The organism is Streptomyces sp. NPDC056224, assembly GCF_042267665.1.
In the GTDB taxonomy this organism is placed as follows: Bacteria; Actinomycetota; Actinomycetes; order Streptomycetales; family Streptomycetaceae; genus Streptomyces.
The window spans coordinates 25,398-42,533 of sequence record NZ_JBHJTK010000016.1 but is presented as its reverse complement, the minus strand read 5'-3'; the positions used below and the strand labels follow the sequence as shown (position 1 = coordinate 42,533).

The window sequence follows — 17,136 nt, the reverse complement described above, 5'->3', positions numbered from 1 at the left end:
GCGCGTCTTACTTCATGAACTTCTTGAACTCGTCCGGAAGGTCGAACTCATCGGCGGACCGACCCTGCTGACCGCCGCCCGCGGGAAGCCCGAAGGGGTTGGCGCCGGCCGCGGGCTCGATCGCCTGCGGGCCCTGCTCGCGGCGGGCCGCGGCCGCGGCCTCCTCTTCCTTGCGCTTCATCGGGTTACCGCTCTTGCGCTTGCCCTTGGCCTGCTTGACCTGCTTCTTCTGCCGGCCGGGGCCACCGCCCATCCCGGGGATGCCGGGCATCCCGGGCATGCCGCCGCCCTGAGCCATACGGGACATCATCTTGCGGGCGTCGAAGAACCGCTCCACGAGCGACTTGACGGCGCTGACCTCGGTGCCGGAGCCCTTGGCGATACGGGCACGGCGCGAGCCGTTGATGATCGTCGGGTCCTGGCGCTCGGCCGGGGTCATCGACTTGATGATCGCGGCGGTGCGGTCCACGTCGCGCTCGTCGATGTTGTTGATCTGGTCCTTGATCTGCCCCATGCCGGGCAGCATGCCGAGCAGCTTGGAGATGGAGCCCATCTTGCGGACCTGCTCCATCTGGGCCAGGAAGTCGTCGAGCGTGAACTCCTTGGGGCCCTTGGCGAGCTTGGCCGCCATCTTCTCGGCCTCGGCCTGCGAGAAGGTCTTCTCGGCCTGCTCGATGAGGGTGAGCATGTCACCCATGTCGAGGATCCGGCCGGCCATGCGGTCCGGGTGGAAGGCGTCGAACTCGTCGAGCTTCTCGCCGTTCGAGGCGAACATGATCTGCTTGCCGGTGACGTGCGCGATGGAGAGCGCGGCACCACCGCGGGCGTCGCCGTCGAGCTTGGAGAGCACGACGCCGTCGAAGCCGACGCCGTCGCGGAAGGCCTCGGCGGTGTTGACCGCGTCCTGGCCGATCATGGCGTCGACGACGAAGAGGATCTCGTCGGGGCTGACGGCGTCACGGATGTCCGCGGCCTGCTGCATCAGCTCGGCGTCGATGCCGAGGCGGCCGGCGGTGTCGACGATGACGATGTCGTGCTGCTTGGTCCGCGCGTACTCGACGGAGTCCTTCGCGACCTGGACCGGGTCGCCGACGCCGTTGCCGGGCTGGGGGCCGTAGAAGGCCACGCCCGCGCGGTCGGCGACGACGGAGAGCTGGTTGACGGCGTTGGGCCGCTGGAGGTCGCAGGCGACGAGGAGCGGGGTGTGGCCCTGCCCCTTGAGCCAGAGGCCGAGCTTGCCGGCGAGGGTGGTCTTACCGGCACCCTGGAGACCGGCCAGCATGATCACGGTGGGGGCGGTCTTGGCGAAGCGCAGCCGCCGGGTCTCGCCGCCGAGGATCGTCACGAGCTCGTCGTTGACGATCTTGAGGACCTGCTGGCCGGGGTTCAGCGCCTTGCTGACCTCCTCGCCGCGGGCCCTCTCCTTGACGTTCGCGATGAAGGAGCGGACGACCGGCAGGGCGACGTCGGCCTCGAGGAGGGCGATACGGATTTCCCGGGCCGCGGAGTCGATGTCAGCCTCGGACAGCCGGCCTTTGCCGCGCAGGCCCTTGAAGGTATTCGCCAAGCGGTCGGAGAGCGTATCGAACACGGTGGTCGCGATTCCTCGGGTCGGGGGCGTTGTGGTCGTCCCCCAGGGTATCGGGCCGCGCCACCGGCCCGGCCCTGCGGGCAGCTTTTCCCGGGGCTCCGCCCCCGGATCCGGGGCCCGGAACGCCGATGGGGCCGCAATCGCCGTGGGGGCGATCCGGCCCCGTCGCTATGCCAGCGCCTCCTGCACCGATCCGGCCAGCGCCGCCGCCTGCACGGGTTCCAGCGGCTTGCCCTCCGGGGTGGTCACGTACAGCGTGTCCACGGCATTGGCGCCGAGGGTCGAGACGTGCGCGCTGCGGACCCGGACCCCGCCGGACTCCAGCGCCCGCCCGATCCGGTGCAGCAGGCCCACCGCGTCGGGGGCGCGGACCTCCAGGACCGTGGCCAGCGCGGAGACGTCCGGGACCACCGCGACCCGGGGCGGCGGCGGGACGACCCCGCGGCGGCGCGGGTAGGCCGCCTCGCGGTCCGCCAGCCTGGCCGGTACGTCGAGCGAGCCGTCCAGGGCGCGGACCAGGTCGGTGCGCAGCCGCGCGGCCTCCGGCAGCGAGCCGTACTCGGCCGCCACCCGCCAGCGCAGCACCAGGACCTCGCCCAGCCGGTCCGGGAGCTCCACGGAGCGCAGGTCGGCCGCCCGCACGGTGAGCCGGTGCAGGGCCAGCACCCCCGCCACGGCCGGAAGGACCCCGGGCTGGTCGGGGACGGCCACGACGAGTTCCACGCCGACCGCGTCCTCCTCGTGCCGGGTGTGGAGCGCGAGCACCGGCTCCCCGGTGCGCAGCGCCTCCACCGCCAGGCGTTCCTGTTCGGTCGAGGCGATCTCCGGCTCGCGCTCCGCCGGGGGCGTGCCGCGCAGCACGGCGGCGACCCGCAGGACGAGGTCCGCGACCAGCGATCCCCGCCATGCGCTCCAGGCCGCGGGCCCGGTGGCGAGGGCGTCCGCCTCCGTCAGGGCGTGCAGTATCTCCAGCGTGCCCACGGACCCCACGGCCTCGGCGACCGCGCGGACGGTCGCCGGGTCGTCCAGGTCGCGCCGGGTCGCGGTGTCGATCAGCAGCAGGTGGTGCCGTACGAGCGTGCCCAGGACGCCGGTGTCCCGCGCGTCGAAGCCGACCCGCGCGGCGACGTCGCGCGCGATGGTCTCCCCCGCCACGGAGTGGTCCCCGGGCCAGCCCTTGCCGATGTCGTGCAGGAGGGCCGCCATCAGGAGCAGGTCGGGGCGGCCGACCCGGCGGGTGAGGGCCGAGGCCCGCACGGCCGTCTCGATGAGGTGCCGGTCCACCGTCCAGGTGTGGACGGGGTTGCGCTGCGGGCGGCACCGCACCCGTTCCCAGTCGGGCAGCAGCCGGGTGATCAGGCCCTCCGCCTCCATGGCCTCCCAGACTGCGATGGTCGGCTCACCGGCGCCCAGCAGGGTCAGGAGCTGCTCCCGGGCCTCGGCCGGCCACGGCACCGGGAGCGCCTTCGCCTGGACGGCGAGCCTGCGCAGGGCGTGCAGGGAGACGGGGAGCCCGGCCTGCGCGGCGGCCGCGCCGAACCGCAGGGGCAGCACGGGGTCCCGGTCGGGGCGCGCGGCGAGCGCCAGCACGGCTTCGCCGTCCGACTCCACGACGCCCTCGGCCAGGGGTGCCCGTTCGACGGCGGGGGCCCCGCGGGTGCCGAGGAGCCCCCGCAGCCTCGGCCTGGCCGCGCGGGCCCGCAGGACCCGGCCGACTTCCCGCCAGGTCACGTCTCCGGCGTACGCGACGACCCGCGCGGCCTCGTACACCTCGCGCAGCAGCGCGTCCGCGTCGAGCAGCCCGAGCTGGGCCGCGACCTGGTCCTGTTCCTGGAGCGAGAGCCGGTCGGTGGCGCGGCCCGTCACCAGGTGGAGGGCGTCCCGGGCGTCCAGGAGCCGGCGCCGGGCCTCGGCGAGGCCCTCGCGCGGGGCGTCGGCGAGCCAGGACGCCGCCACCGCCCGCAGCGCGGTGACGTCCCGGAGCCCGCCGCGGGCCTCCTTGAGGTCGGGTTCGAGCAGGAAGCGCAGCTCCCCGGCCCGTTCGGCCCGTTCCCGGCACAGGGCGTGCAGTTCCGGGAGCCGTTTGGCCGCCTGGTTGCGCCAGTCGGCCAGTACGGAGGTCCGCAGGCCGGCGAGGAGGCCGGCGTCGCCCGCGACGGGCCTCGCGTCCAGCAGTCCGAGGTGCACCTTGAGGTCTTCGGCGGCGGTCTTGCGGGCCTCCCCCGGGGTCCGCACCGAGTGGTCGAGGGCCACGCCCAGGTCCCACACCGGGTACCAGAGGCGGTCGGCCAGCGCGCCGAGGGCCCGCGGCTCGGCCTTGCCGTCGTGCAGCAGCACCAGGTCGAGGTCGCTGCGCGGGGACAGTTCACTCCGGCCGTAGCCGCCGACGGCCACCAGGGCGGCGCCGCGCACGCCCGTCTCCCGTACGGCGGTCGTGAACAGGGCGCTCAGCCATTCGTCGGTCAGCCCGGCCAGGGCGGAACGCCGCGAAGGCCCGGACCGCGACTCCTCCTGGAGGAGTCGCAGCCGGGCCGCGGCGTATCCGCTGGGTCCCGAGTCGGCCGTGTGGTCCGTGGTCTTGTCGACGCTCGTCACCCAGGAGCTCCCGTCACCTAGAGCGCGTCAGCGCCGCGCTCGCCGGTGCGGACCCGGACGACCGAGTCCACGGGGACGCTCCACACCTTGCCGTCACCGATCTTGCCGGTGGCGGCGGCGCTCACGATGACCCGGATCACCTCTTCGGCGTCGGCGTCGTCGACGAGCACCTCGATGCGGATCTTGGGTACGAGGTCCACGGTGTACTCGGCGCCGCGGTACACCTCGGTGTGACCGCGCTGGCGACCGTAGCCGCTGGCCTCGGTGACCGTGAGCCCCTGGACTCCGAAGGTCTGGAGGGCTTCCTTGATCTCGTCCAGCTTGTGGGGCTTGACGATCGCGGTGATCAGCTTCATGCGTCAACCTTCTTGCTCGCGGCGGCGGGGGCGGGGGCGGTGCTGCGTGAGGAGGATCCGCCGCCGGCCCCGCTGAAGTCGTAGGCGGTCTCGGCGTGCTCGACCTGGTCGATGCCGGAGACCTCGTCGTCCTCGGGGACCCGCATCCCGATCGTCTTGTCGAGCAGGAAGGCGAGGATCGCGGACGCCACGAGAGAGTAGGCCAGGACCGAGAAGACTCCGATGGCCTGCTTGCCGAGCTGCTCCAGGCCGCCGCCGTAGAAGAGGCCGGCGACGTCGGACTGGACCCCGCCGGTGGCGAAGAGACCCACGAGCAGGGAGCCGACGACACCGCCGACGAGGTGGACGCCGACGACGTCGAGGGAGTCGTCGTAGCCGAACTTGTACTTGAGGCCCACGGCCATGGCGCAGAGCAGACCGGCGATGGCGCCGACGGCGATCGCGCCGAGCGGGCTGACCGCACCGCCGGAGGGGGTGATCGCCACGAGGCCGGCGACCGCGCCGGAGGCGGCGCCGAGGGTGGTGAAGGAGCCGTGGCGCAGCTTCTCGTAGCCGAGCCAGGCGAGCATGGCGGCGGCGGTGGCGACCTGGGTGTTGACGAACATGACCGCGCCGACGCCGTCGTCGTTGCCGAGCCACGAGCCCGCGTTGAAGCCGAACCAGCCGAACCAGAGCAGACCGGCGCCGAGCATCACGAGGGGGAGGCTGTGCGGGCGCATCGGGTCCTTCTTGAAGCCGACGCGCTTGCCGATGACCAGGATCACGCCGAGGGCTGCGGCGCCGGCGTTGATGTGGACGGCGGTGCCGCCCGCGAAGTCGATGACGCCGAGCTCGAAGAGCCAGCCGCCCGCGCCCCACACCCAGTGGGCGACGGGGAAGTAGACGACGGTGACCCACAGGGCGGTGAACAGGACCCAGGCGCTGAACTTCACGCGGTCGGCGAGGGCGCCGCTGATCAGGGCCGGGGTGATGACGGCGAACATCAGCTGGAAGACGGCGAAGACGTAGACCGGGATGGTGTAGCCGTCCCACAGCTCGGTGATGCCGATGCCGCTGAGGCCCACGTAGTCGGAGTTCCAGCCGATGAGGGAGCCCGAGTCGGTGCCGAAGGCGAGGCTGAAGCCGTAGAGGACCCACAGGATCGTGACGATCCCGAGGCTGATGAAGCTCATCATCAGCATGTTGAGGCTGCTCTTGACGCGGACCATGCCTCCGTAGAAGAAGGCGAGTCCCGGGGTCATCAGCATGACCAGGGCGGAGCAGATGAGCATGAACCCGGTGTTCGCGGCAGACAGCGTCGGGGCGTCTGCCGCGAGGGTCGTGATGGCTGATGCCATCGGCGTCTCCTCGTCGTCGGTACGTTCGCGTGCGGGCGATCGTGAAAACCTGAGCGGCGTTAAGGGGTCCGGCCGGGGGGCTGGCCGGGACTGGCCGGTTAATGCCCCTGAGATTCGCGCAGGCCGGTTTCCGGCGGCGCCGCTCGGTGTTTCGCGCCGATGACGAAGGCGTCCGGGCTGTTACAGCCCGATGAACACGGCGATCCCCCGCGTGAGGCTCCGCGACGGCGGGCCACCGCCTCCGCGAGAGCGGCTGGGGGCACCTCCCGGCGGTAGCCGGGGGAGGCCCCGCCGCAAGGGAGGGGCCGGCCGCGGCGGTGACCCGGATGTCCTGGCTGGGGGAGCCTGATCGGGCTTCACGGGGTGACTGCCGCGGCCGGGGTTCCTGGGGGCGGCCGCCCGGGCCGCTACACGGCCTCCGCGGCTTCGGGGAGGCGGGCGGCGAGGAGGTCGGTGATCCGGACCACGTCATCGACGTCACCGTACTCACGGGCGGCGGTGTCGACGGTCTTGCGCAGTCGCGTGTTCACCCGTTCGGACCGAACCTTTCCCGCCACGTCGATGGCCCGGCCGACGAGGACGGTGGCCTGCTCGGGCTCGCGCTGGAGCAGGTGCACGGTGGCCATGCCGATCAGGTTGAGGGCGTAGGAGCGCTGGTGCTCCTCGTCCTTCTCGAAGAGTGCGACGGCCTTCGCCATGACGGGTTCGGCGAGGGAGGCGTACGTGGGGCTGCGCCCGGCGACGTAGGCCAGATCGCGGTACGAGTGCGAGTTCTCGCCATTGAGCTCGGCCTCGGAGAAGAAGCGGATCCAGTCCGGTTCCGGCTCGCCCGCGAAGCCGACGTCGGAGAAGGTGTCCTCGGCCATCCGCACGGCCCGCTTGCAGCGGCTGGGCTGGCCCATGTTGGCGTAGGCACGGGCCTCCATCGCATACAGCATGGCCTGGGTGCGCGGGCCGGCGCAGTCGCGGCTGCCGTACTGCGCGAGGTGGATGAGTTCCAGCGCGTCCTCGGGGCGGCCGAGGTGGATCATCTGGCGGCTCATGCCGGAGAGGATGTACGAGCCGAGCGGCTTGTCCCCGGCCTCCTTCGCGGCGTGCAGCGCGAGGACGAAGTACTTCTGCGCGGTGGGGTGCAGGCCGATGTCGTAGCTCATCCAGCCGGCGAGTTCGGCGAGCTCCGCCGCGACCTTGAAGAGCCGCCTCATGACCCGGGCCGGGTGGTTCTCCTGGAGCAGGTCGGTGACCTCGTGGAGCTGGCCCACGACGGCCTTGCGGCGCAGTCCGCCGCCGCACTGGGCGTCCCACTGGCGGAACATCACGGTGGTGGCGTCGAGGAGGGCGAGCTCGGGCTCGGAGAGCCGGGGCGGCCGGTGGCCACCGAGGGCGCCCGCCGTCCCTCCCCCTCGCTCCGCTGGGGGGACCCCCACCGCGCGCGGTCCCGGGTCGGCGGCCGGGGCCGGGACGAGCCACCGCTGCATGGGCTCGATCAGGGCGGGGCCGGCGGACAGGGCGAGTGAGGTCCCGAGGAAGCCCCGGCGGGCCAGCATCAGGTCGCTGCGGGAGAACTCGCCGAGCAGTTCGACGGTCTGGGGGCCCGCCCAGGGCAGGTCGACGCCGGAGACGGAGGGCGTCTGGTGGGCGGTGCGCAGGCCGAGCTGCTCGATGGCGACCACGGAGCCGAAGCGCTCCGAGAACAGCTCGGAGAGGATCCGCGGCACGGGCTCGCGGGGCTGTTCGCCGTCGAGCCAGCGGCGCACCCGGGAGGTGTCCGTGCTGATGTGGTGGGCGCCCATCTGGCGGGCACGACGGTTGACCTGGCGGGCGAGCTCGCCCTTCGACCAGCCGCTGCGGACGAACCACGACGTCAGCTGATCATTGCGGTCAGCACATTCGTCGCTCGTTCCGCTTGCGTCGTTGCCGCTCACTGGAACGCCCCCATCCGCTCAGCATCTTCCACACGAAACCCTGGCGGGAGCGGCGAGCGCCGCCACGGACCTTCACGAGTCCTTCACGCATTGCCTCCGGCATACCCACGGACGGGCCTGCCTTGGGGGTTCGTGTACCGAAAGTAATCCTACGATCACCCCTCCCGCGAGGCAGATCCGGGAATCGCCACCATTCGCCACCCCTTCGAATGAACTCGCCACCTGCCAGGCGCGATTCACTTGACACAAGGCGAAAAGAGATCGGGTGGACTGGAGTGCGCCAGGGGCGCGCGCGGCGAGGAGTGCGCCGGGCAGCGGCAGAGGAACCCCCGCGGCGGACCGCCGGCAGCCGGTCGCGCCGACGTCGTAACCACCGGCGCGTCCGACCCGTTGGAGGGGGCATGGGCATGGGCTTCACGATCGGCGGCAGCCGCGGCACCAAGGAATTCCGCTCAGGCGCCCGGCGCCGCGGCCGGACGTGGGAATGCACGGCGGTCGCGGAGTACACGGGACTGTGGGGCTGGGACGTGGTCCCCGGCGCCCGCGCCGCCGCGTCCGCCGGTGACTGCTCCTGCGGGGACACCGGGTGCACCGCCCCCGGGGCGCACCCGCTGCCCCTCGCCCCCACCGTCAGAGCGGGGGCGACCCTGGACGAGGTCACCGAGGCCTGGGGCGAGTACCCGGGCGCGGCGGTGCTGCTGCCCGTGGGCCGGTCCTTCGACGTCATCGAGGTCTCGGAGGGGGCCGGGCGGCGCGCGCTGGTCCGGCTGGAGCGGATGGGCCTGCCGCTCGGACCGGTCGTCGTGACCGCGGACCGCCGGGCGCAGTTCTTCGTGGCGCCGGGCGCGGCGGCCGAACTGCCCCAGCTGCTGTACCGGATGGGCTGGGACGACGCCGACCTCGACCTGCGGGCGCTGGGCCACGGGGCGTACGTCACGGCCCCGTCCTCCGGCCGGGCCGGTCCGGGCCAGGTCGGATGGCTGCGCCCGCCGGCGCTCGACTGCGCCGCGAGCCCGCCGCAGGCCCGGCTGCTGCTGGGCACCCTCGCCTACATCTGCCACCGCTTCCGCGGATAGGCCCGCCGGCACCCCGTACAGGCCCGTGCCCCCGCCCTCCAGCCGGAGGACGGGGGCACGGGCGCGGTGTCCGTACGGCGGGGACCGCGCTCAGTCGCCGATCAGGGCGTCCACGAACGCCTCCGGCTCGAAGGGCGCCAGGTCGTCCGCACCCTCGCCGAGGCCGACGAGCTTGACCGGGACGCCGAGGGCGCGCTGGACGGCGACGACGATGCCGCCCTTGGCGGTGCCGTCGAGCTTGGTCAGCACGATGCCGGTGATGTCCACGACCTCCGCGAAGACGCGGGCCTGGGTCAGGCCGTTCTGTCCGGTGGTGGCGTCCAGTACCAGGAGGACCTCGTCCAGCGGGCCGTGCTTCTCCACGACGCGCTTGACCTTGCCGAGCTCGTCCATGAGGCCGGTCTTGGTGTGCAGGCGGCCCGCGGTGTCGATGAGCACCACGTCGGCGCCCTCGGCGATGCCCTCCTTGACCGCGTCGTAGGCGATCGAGGCGGGGTCGCCGCCCTCGGGGCCGCGTACGGTACGGGCCCCCACGCGCTCGCCCCAGGTCTGGAGCTGGTCGGCGGCCGCGGCGCGGAAGGTGTCGGCCGCGCCGAGCACCACGCTGCGGCCGTCGGCGACGAGCACCCGGGCCAGCTTGCCGGTGGTGGTGGTCTTGCCGGTGCCGTTGACGCCGACGACCATCACGACGGCCGGGGTGTCGACGCCGCTCTCGGTCTTCACGGCGCGGTCGAAGTCGGTGCCGACCAGGGTCAGCAGCTCCTCCTTGAGCAGGGCGCGCAGGTCCGCGGGGGTGCGGGTGCCGAGCACCTTGACCCGCTCGCGGAGCCGGTCGACCAGCTCCTGGGTGGGTGCGACACCGACGTCGGCGATGAGGAGGGTCTCCTCGATCTCCTCCCAGGTGTCCTCGTCGAGGTGCTCCCGGGAGAGCAGCGTGAGCAGCCCCTTGCCGAGGGTGTTCTGCGACCGGGCGAGGCGCGCGCGCAACCGGACCAGGCGGCCGGCGGTGGGTTCGGGGATCTCGATCCGGGGCGCGGGCGGCGCCTCGACGAGCGGGTCCTCGACCGCGACCGGCGATTCGAGGGCGGTCCCCGCGTCGGGAAGATCGACCTCCTCGACGGTGCGGCGCGGCTCTTCCGCCGTCTCTACGGCGTCCTCCCCCACCTGCGGTTCGGCGGGCGGAGCAGTGATGGTCGGCGTGCTCGGCGGTGCCGGGGGCGGCAGCTGCTTCTTCTTGCGGCTGCTGACCACGAGCCCGCTGATCACGCCGACCGCGACCAGGGCGATGACTACAGCAAGGATGAGGATGTCCATAACCCACCCAGTATCGGCCACAGCCGCCCCGAAGCCCGGACCTTGGAGGGTGGCATCAGACGGTAAGCCGCAATTTGTGCTTTTAGCTGCAAATCGATGATGATGGGCGACTTCCCTCCACGCCCTCCCCACGGAGTACCGCATGCCTGCCGAAGAGACCGCGATCGAGACCCGCGGCCTGGAGCCCGTCCCGGACGGCGAGCGCGGAGGCCGGGTCCGCGCGCTGCCGCGCACCGCCCCCGGGCCCCCGCGGCGGAGGCCACCGAGGAGCGCGTGCCGGCGGGATCCCTGTCCAACTGACGCCACGTCAGCTAACGTCCCCCTGCGCCCGCTCACCCACCTCCGGCGAAGGGGGACCCCTCCATGCCCATCACCGTGGCCCGGTTCAATCTCGTCGACCCCGACGGCACCCCCCAGTCCCTCTCCGCCCGGTACAGGGAGGCGCTGGAGATGGCGCGGTACGCGGACGACCGCGGGATCGACACCGTCCAGACCGAGGAGCACCACGGCGCCGGCAACAACTGGCTGCCCTCCCCGTTCGCCTTCGCGGGCGCGGTCTTCGGCGCGACCCGCCGGATCGCGGTGACCGTTTCGGCGATCATCGGCCCGCTGTACGACCCGCTCAAGGTGGCCGAGGACGTCGCCGTCCTGGACCTGCTGAGCGGCGGGCGCCTGGTCACCGTCGCCGGCATCGGCTACCGGCGCGAGGAGTACGAGCAGCACGGCGTGGAGTGGGGCCGGCGCGGCCGGCTCCAGGACGAGTTGCTGGAGACGCTGCTGAAGGCGTGGACGGGCGAGCCGTTCGAGTTCCGCGGCCGCACGGTACGGGTCACCCCGCGGCCCTTCACCCGGCCGCACCCGATGCTCCTGGTCGGCGGGAGTTCGCAGGCGGCCGCCCGGCGCGCGGCCCGGCTCGGGCTGCCGTTCTTCCCGAGCGCCCACCTGCCGGAGCTGGAGGCCTACTACAACGCGCGGCTGGCGGAGTACGGCACGGAGGGCTTCTGCATGATGCCGGCGGCCGAGACCCCGCTGCTGCACATCGCCGAGGACCCCGACCGGGTCTGGGCCGAGTACGGCGAGTGCTTCCTGCACGAGGCGGCCACGTACGCGTCCTGGCAGTCCGAGGACATCCGCAGCGCCGTACGGTCGGCCGCGCGCTCGGTGGCGGAGCTGCGCGCCGAGGGCGTGTACCGGGTCCTCACGCCGGACGAGGCGCTCTCGTACGCCCGGGGCGCGGGCGAGGCGGGGAACCTGGTGCTGCACCCGCTGTGCGGCGGGATGCCGCTGGACGAGGGCTGGCGAAGTCTGTACCTGCTGTGTGAACAGGTACTGCCCCGGCTCAAGGGCTGAGCCGGGGCAGCATCGAGGAGAGGGGGCGTTGGCGGGGGTGGTTACCCCATCTCCTCCAGCGCCTTGCCCTTGGTCTCCGGCACCCACTTGAGGATGAAGGGGATCGAGAGCAGGGCGAAGACGGTGTAGATGACGTACGCGCCGGACAGGCTCCAGTCCGACAGGCTCGGGAACGACACGGTGATGACCCAGTTGGCGACCCACTGGGCCGCGGCGGCGACGCCGAGGGCCGCTGCCCGGATGCGGTTGGGGAACATCTCGCCGAGCAGCACCCAGACCACCACGCCCCAGGAGAGGGCGAAGAAGAGGACGAAGGCGTGGGCGGCGATCAGCGCGATCGTGCCCTGGGCGCTGGGGATCGAGATGGTGCCGCCGATCTCCTCCTTGTAGGAGAACGCCCACGCGCAGAGGCCCAGGGAGACGGCCATGCCCGCCGAGCCGATGAGGGCGAGCGGCTTGCGGCCGATCCGGTCGACGAGGACCATCGCGATCACCGTGCCGATGATGTTGATGATCGACGTGGTGAAGGAGTAGAGGAACGAGCTGGTCGGGTCGATGCCCACGGACTGCCACAGCGAGGAGCTGTAGTAGAAGATCACGTTGATGCCGACGAGCTGCTGGAAGACGGAGAGGCCGATGCCGATCCAGACGATGGGCAGGAAGTAGAAGCGGCCGCCCAGCAGGTCCCTGAAGGTGGACTTGTGCTCGGAGTGCATCGCCTGCTCGATCTCGGCGGCCCGCGCGTCGATGTCGATCTTCGTGCCCTCGACCTCGCGCAGCACCTCCTTGGCCTGCTCGGTGCGCCCGACGGAGATCAGGTAGCGGGGGGACTCCGGGATGACGAAGGACATCAGCCCGTAGACCACGGCCGGGACGACCATGACGCCGAGCATCCACTGCCAGGCCTCCAGGCCGGCGATCTCACCGCGCTGGTCGCCGTCCGCCAGGTTCAGCAGGCCCCAGTTGACGAGCTGGGAGACGGCGATGCCGATGACGATGGCGGCCTGCTGGAAGGAGGCGAGCCGGCCGCGGTAGGCGGCCGGGGACACCTCGGCGATGTAGGCGGGGCCGATGACGGAGGCCATGCCGATGCCGAAGCCGCCGATGACGCGCCACATGGCCAGGTCCCACAGGGCGAACGGAAGGGCGGAGCCGATGGCGCTCGCGGTGAACAGGACGGCGGCGATCTGCATGCAGCGGATGCGGCCGATCCGGTCGGCGATGCGGCCGGCCGTGGCGGCGCCGATGGCGCAGCCGATCAGCGCGGCGGCGATCACCTGGGCGAGGGCCGCGGACCCGACGTCGAACCGTTCGCGGACGGCGACGACCGCGCCGTTGATGACGGAACTGTCGTAGCCGAAGAGGAAGCCGCCCATCGCCGCGGCCGCGGCGATGAAGATGACGTGCCCGAGATGGTCGGGGCGGGCCGCCCGGCCACCGCCCGACGCGGGTGCGTTCGCTGTGCTGGTCAAGATGCGCTCCTGGGCCCGGCGCCGACGGCGGGCGGTGTGGGGGTGTGCGTCTGTGCGCGTGTTCCTCCAGTGGCGCACAGCAAACTGCTCACCACCACCTGAACGTCGGACACGGCACAGCAGAGCCTATGGCTTCACTTTCTGAAGTCAATACCGAAAAAGAACCCGTCTCAGACGAGTGAAGAGAGACACGGCGTTCACTTCCTGAACTGAACTGGTCAGCGCAGCCGTTGGCTGATGACCTTGGAGACCCCGTCGCCCTGCATCGAGACGCCGTACAGCGCGTCGGCGACCTCCATCGTCCGCTTCTGGTGCGTGATGACGATCAGCTGGGAACTCTCCTGGAGCTCTTCCATGATCCGGATCAGCCGCTGCAGGTTGGTGTCGTCGAGCGCGGCCTCGACCTCGTCCATCACGTAGAAGGGGCTGGGGCGCGCCTTGAAGATGGACACCAGCAGGGCCACGGCCGTCAGCGAGCGCTCGCCGCCCGAGAGCAGCGACAGCCGCTTGACCCTCTTGCCCGGCGGGCGGGCCTCGACGTCGACCCCCGTGGTCAGCATGTTGTCGGGGTCGGTGAGGACGAGCCGGCCCTCGCCGCCGGGGAACAGCCGCGAGAAGACGCCCTCGAACTCCCGGGCCGTGTCCCGGTACGCCTCGGTGAATACCTGTTCGACGCGCTCGTCGACCTCCTTCACCACTTGAAGGAGGTCGGCGCGCGTCTTGCGCAGGTCCTCCAGCTGCTCGCTGAGGAACTGGTGGCGCTCCTCCAGCGCCGCGAACTCCTCCAGCGCGAGCGGGTTGATCTTGCCGAGCTGCTGGTAGGCGCGTTCGGCCGCCTTCAGCCGCTTCTCCTGCTGGGCGCGGACGAAGGGGCCGGGCAGGTTCCGCGGGTGCTCGGCGTCCTGGGGCAGCGTCTCGCCCTCGGCGGGAGGGGACGGCGGCACCGGCTGGTCGGGACCGTACTCGGCGACGAGGCCGACGGCCTCCATGCCGAACTCCTCCAGCGCCTTGGCCTCCACCGCCTCGATGCGCAGCCGCTTCTCGGCGCCCAGCACCTCCCCGCGGTGCACGGAGTCGGTGAGCTTGTCGAGCTCGTCCTTCAGGTCCCGGCCGCCGTTCCTGGCCGCGGCGAGTTCCTGCTCGCGCAGACCTTTGGCGTACTCGGCCCCGGCGCGCTCCTCGTCGGCCCTGCGCAGCGACACCTCCACGTGCGCGAGCAGCTGCCGGGCCCCGTCGGCGACCGCCCGCGCCACTTCCGCCTCGTGCCGCAGCCGGGCCCGGCGACGCTCGGCGCGGGCGCGGGCCTCGCGTTCCGCGCAGGCCGCCCGGTCGAGCGCGTCGGCCCTTCCGGCCAGCCCCTTGACCCGCTCCTCGTGGGTCCGCAGCTGCAGCCGGGCTTCCATCTCGGTCTGGCGGGCGTTGGCCCCGTCGGCGGCGAGCCGGTCGCGCACCGCGGAGTCGGGCTCCTCCTCGACCGGCATCTCCTCGGCCGTCGCGAGCTGCTCCGCGCACTCCTCCACGTCCATCAGCGCCTGTTCCAGCGCGTCCTGGGCCTTGGCCGCGGCGGCGGCGCTGCGCTCGGCCTCACCCGCGGCCCCCTTCGCCTGCCCGGCGAGCCGTCCGAGCTGCTGCGCGACCCCGGCGCGGGCCTGCTCCCCGGCCCGCCGGCGCTCGGCCAGCTCCTCGACCAGGGCCGCCGCGTCCTCCCGCCGTGCCCGGGCTGCCTCCTGTACCCCGCCGAGCTCCAGGCACCGCTCGTCCAGCCGGGCCAGCTCCGCCGCGGCCTCGTCGACGGCCGCCTGCACCTCGATCAGGCTGGGCGCACCGACGGAGCCGCCGTGGGCGAGGTGCGCGCCGAGGACGTCCCCGTCCACGGTCACGGCCACCGCGTCCGGCCGCGCGGCCACCAGGGCCTCGGCCTCGTCGAGCGTCCCGACGACGAAGTGGTCCCGCAGGACCCATGCCACGGCACGCCGCGCCTCTGCATCGCCTCCGACCAGCCCGGCGGCGGATTGGCCGTCGGGCCGGTCTTCGGGCCGGTCTTCGGGTCCGGGCAGAACCCGGTGCCGGGAAACGGCGGGGTGGGAGGAGACTCCCGCCGCCTCGGCCGCAGCCGCGGCCCGGCCGGGGACGGCCGCGCCCGGGCCCGAGGCCTGGTCCGGCAGGGGCGGAAGCAGGGTCGGCGGATCGGCCGGGGCCTGGCCCGAGGCCTGGCCCGGGACCTGGCCCGGCAGGGGCGGGAGCGGGGCCGACGGATCGCCCGGGGCCTGGCTCTGGGCCGGAAGGGCGGGCGGCGGGGTGATCAGGAGGGTGGCGCGGCCGGCGTCCGCACCGCGCAGGTGGCGGATCGCCGCGGCCGCCGCCCCCGGCGAGGCCACGGCCAGCGCATCCGCCGCCGAGCCCAGCGCGGCGGCCACCGCGGTCTCGTACCCCGGGGTCACCGACAGCCGCTCCGCCGCCGGACCCAGCAGCCCGGCCAGCTGTTCCCGCGCCGCGAGCAGCGCGCCCGTACCGTCCTTGCGCCGCAACCCGAGCGCCAGCGCGTCCCGCCGCGCCGACACCGCCGCGCGCGAGCGCTCCGCCGCCGTCAGCGCGTCCCGCGCCGCCGTCAGTTCGGCCTCCGTCGCCGCGAGTGCGGTCCGGGCGGCCTCGTGGTCGCCCTCCACCGAGGCGTCGTCGAGGCCGCCGACCTCATCCGCCAGGGCCTCGTACTCCTCCTGCGCGGCCACCGCCCGGGCCGCCGCCCCGTCCCGCGCCTCGACGAGCCGGCCGATCTCGGCCTGCGCGGCGCCCGCCCGGGAGCGGGCCGCGCCGAGCCGCCCCGTCAGCCGGGCCAACGCCTCGCGCCGGTCCGCGATGGCCCGCGCGGCGTCCCGCAGCCGCCGCTCCTCCGCGGCCAGTGCCCGTTCCAGCTCCGCCCGGTGCGCGGCCGTGTCCTCCAGCGCGTGGGAGGCCGCTTCCAGCGCCGCCGCCAGTTCCGCCTCCTGCTCGCGGATCCGGACGGCTTCCCTCTCCATGCTTTCGGGGTCCCGCTGCCCCCGCCGCTCCTCCTCCACGGGGGCGGTCGCGCTCTTGACCCGAGCGTCGGCCAGGGACGCGGTCCCCCGTACCCGCTCGGCGAGCTGCGAGAGCTCGTACCAGGTCTGCTGCGCCCGCTGGAGCCGCGGCGCGAGCTCCCGTACGGCCACCTCCAGCTCCGCCTCGCGCCGCAGCGCCTCGGCGAGCCGGGCCTCGGCGGCCTCCTTGCGCTCCTTCAGCGCCGTCTCGTCCGCGATCTCCGCGTCGAGCGCGCGGCGGAGCGTGACCAGGTCGTCGGCGAGCAGCCGCAGCCGCGCGTCCCGCAGGTCCGCCTGGATGACGGCCGCCCGGCGGGCCACCGCGGCCTGCCGTCCGAGGGGCTTCAGCTGGCGCCGCAGCTCTTCGTTCAAGTCCTGCACGCGTGCGAGGTTGGCCTTCATCGCGTCCAGCTTCCGCAGCGCCTTCTCCTTGCGCTTGCGGTGCTTCAGTACGCCGGCCGCTTCCTCGATGAAGGCGCGGCGCCCCATGGGATCGGCGTGCAGGACGGAGTCCAGCTGGCCCTGTCCGACGATGACGTGCATCTCGCGGCCGATGCCTGAGTCGGAGAGCAGCTCCTGGATGTCGAGCAGGCGGCAGGTGTCACCGTTGATCTGGTACTCGCTGCTGCCGCCGCGGAACATGATCCGGGTGATGGTGACTTCGGCGTAGTCGATGGGCAGCGCGCCGTCGGAGTTGTCGATCGTGAGGGAGACCTCGGCGCGGCCGAGCGGCGGACGTCCGGTGGTCCCGGCGAAGATGACGTCTTCCATCTTCCCGCCGCGCAGGGACTTGGCCCCTTGTTCACCCATGACCCAGGACAGCGCGTCCACCACATTGGACTTGCCGGAGCCGTTCGGACCCACGACACAGGTGATGCCGGGTTCGAAGCGCAGGGTGGTGGCGGATGCAAAGGATTTGAAGCCGCGCAGGGTCAGGGACTTGAGGTGCACGCCGCCGGACTCTACCTTTCGCGTTCGGTTTCACCCATGAAGGTGCAGGGCACAACCGACCTTAAAAGGAATCAGCCCCACCTGGCCTCACGCCGCGAGGCGCGGCGTCGAAA

Annotated in this window: 10 protein-coding genes; 2 read left to right on the top strand and 8 right to left on the bottom strand. The window is 72.8% G+C overall.

Features of this window, described 5'->3' with window-relative positions; genetic code table 11:
* Nucleotides 1-7: 7 nt before the first annotated feature.
* The 5 genes from ffh to ACFCZ1_RS20085 form a co-directional block, all read right to left on the bottom strand.
* Nucleotides 8-1,591, bottom strand: coding sequence for a signal recognition particle protein (ffh, locus tag ACFCZ1_RS20105; RefSeq protein WP_376679618.1), 1,584 nt, complete (start codon nt 1,589-1,591; stop codon nt 8-10).
* A 168-nt stretch (nt 1,592-1,759) separates the two neighbouring features.
* The gene (locus ACFCZ1_RS20100; protein WP_376679617.1) at nt 1,760-4,186 is read right to left on the bottom strand and encodes a [protein-PII] uridylyltransferase; all 2,427 of its coding nucleotides are present in this window, start codon (nt 4,184-4,186) and stop codon (nt 1,760-1,762) included.
* Between the two features lie 17 nt (nt 4,187-4,203).
* Nucleotides 4,204-4,542 (bottom strand): P-II family nitrogen regulator, encoded by a 339-nt coding sequence (locus ACFCZ1_RS20095; RefSeq protein WP_362394082.1) that lies wholly within the window; start codon nt 4,540-4,542, stop codon nt 4,204-4,206.
* Nucleotides 4,539-5,879, bottom strand: a complete 1,341-nt coding sequence (locus tag ACFCZ1_RS20090; protein ID WP_376679616.1) for an ammonium transporter — start codon at nt 5,877-5,879, stop codon at nt 4,539-4,541. Before ACFCZ1_RS20090 ends, ACFCZ1_RS20095 begins: the two co-directional genes overlap by 4 nt.
* A 407-nt stretch (nt 5,880-6,286) precedes the next feature.
* Nucleotides 6,287-7,804 (bottom strand): hypothetical protein, encoded by a 1,518-nt coding sequence (locus ACFCZ1_RS20085; protein ID WP_376679615.1) that lies wholly within the window; start codon nt 7,802-7,804, stop codon nt 6,287-6,289.
* A gap of 407 nt (nt 7,805-8,211) precedes the next feature.
* Between ACFCZ1_RS20085 and ACFCZ1_RS20080 the strand changes: the two genes are divergently transcribed.
* Nucleotides 8,212-8,880 (top strand): bifunctional DNA primase/polymerase, encoded by a 669-nt coding sequence (locus tag ACFCZ1_RS20080; RefSeq protein ID WP_376679614.1) that lies wholly within the window; start codon nt 8,212-8,214, stop codon nt 8,878-8,880.
* A gap of 90 nt (nt 8,881-8,970) precedes the next feature.
* Here the strand turns inward: ACFCZ1_RS20080 and ftsY are convergent, their stop codons facing one another.
* A complete protein-coding gene (ftsY, locus tag ACFCZ1_RS20075) occupies nt 8,971-10,194 on the bottom strand; it encodes a signal recognition particle-docking protein FtsY (protein WP_376679613.1) in 1,224 nt (407 codons plus the stop codon).
* A 363-nt stretch (nt 10,195-10,557) separates the two neighbouring features.
* Here ftsY and ACFCZ1_RS20070 point away from each other — a divergent pair, with 363 nt between their 5' ends.
* Nucleotides 10,558-11,544 (top strand): LLM class flavin-dependent oxidoreductase, encoded by a 987-nt coding sequence (locus ACFCZ1_RS20070; RefSeq protein ID WP_376679612.1) that lies wholly within the window; start codon nt 10,558-10,560, stop codon nt 11,542-11,544.
* A 41-nt stretch (nt 11,545-11,585) separates the two neighbouring features.
* Here ACFCZ1_RS20070 and ACFCZ1_RS20065 read toward each other — a convergent pair whose 3' ends face one another.
* Both ACFCZ1_RS20065 and ACFCZ1_RS20060 read right to left on the bottom strand, forming a co-directional pair.
* Nucleotides 11,586-13,016, bottom strand: a complete 1,431-nt coding sequence (locus tag ACFCZ1_RS20065) for a sugar porter family MFS transporter (RefSeq protein ID WP_376679611.1) — start codon at nt 13,014-13,016, stop codon at nt 11,586-11,588.
* 218 nt (nt 13,017-13,234) lie between these two features.
* Nucleotides 13,235-17,023, bottom strand: a complete 3,789-nt coding sequence (locus ACFCZ1_RS20060; protein ID WP_376679610.1) for an AAA family ATPase — start codon at nt 17,021-17,023, stop codon at nt 13,235-13,237.
* Nucleotides 17,024-17,136: the final 113 nt, after the last annotated feature.

Bases quoted from the DNA above. Each gene is read 5' to 3' on its own strand.
- ACFCZ1_RS20095 (WP_362394082.1), bottom strand. From the start codon at position 4,542: ATGAAGCTGATCACCGCGATCGTCAAGCCCCACAAGCTGGACGAGATC.
- ACFCZ1_RS20090 (WP_376679616.1), bottom strand. From the start codon at position 5,879: ATGGCATCAGCCATCACGACCCTCGCGGCAGACGCCCCGACGCTGTCT.
- ACFCZ1_RS20080 (WP_376679614.1), top strand. From the start codon at position 8,212: ATGGGCTTCACGATCGGCGGCAGCCGCGGCACCAAGGAATTCCGCTCA.
- ftsY (WP_376679613.1), bottom strand. From the start codon at position 10,194: ATGGACATCCTCATCCTTGCTGTAGTCATCGCCCTGGTCGCGGTCGGC.
- ACFCZ1_RS20070 (WP_376679612.1), top strand. From the start codon at position 10,558: ATGCCCATCACCGTGGCCCGGTTCAATCTCGTCGACCCCGACGGCACC.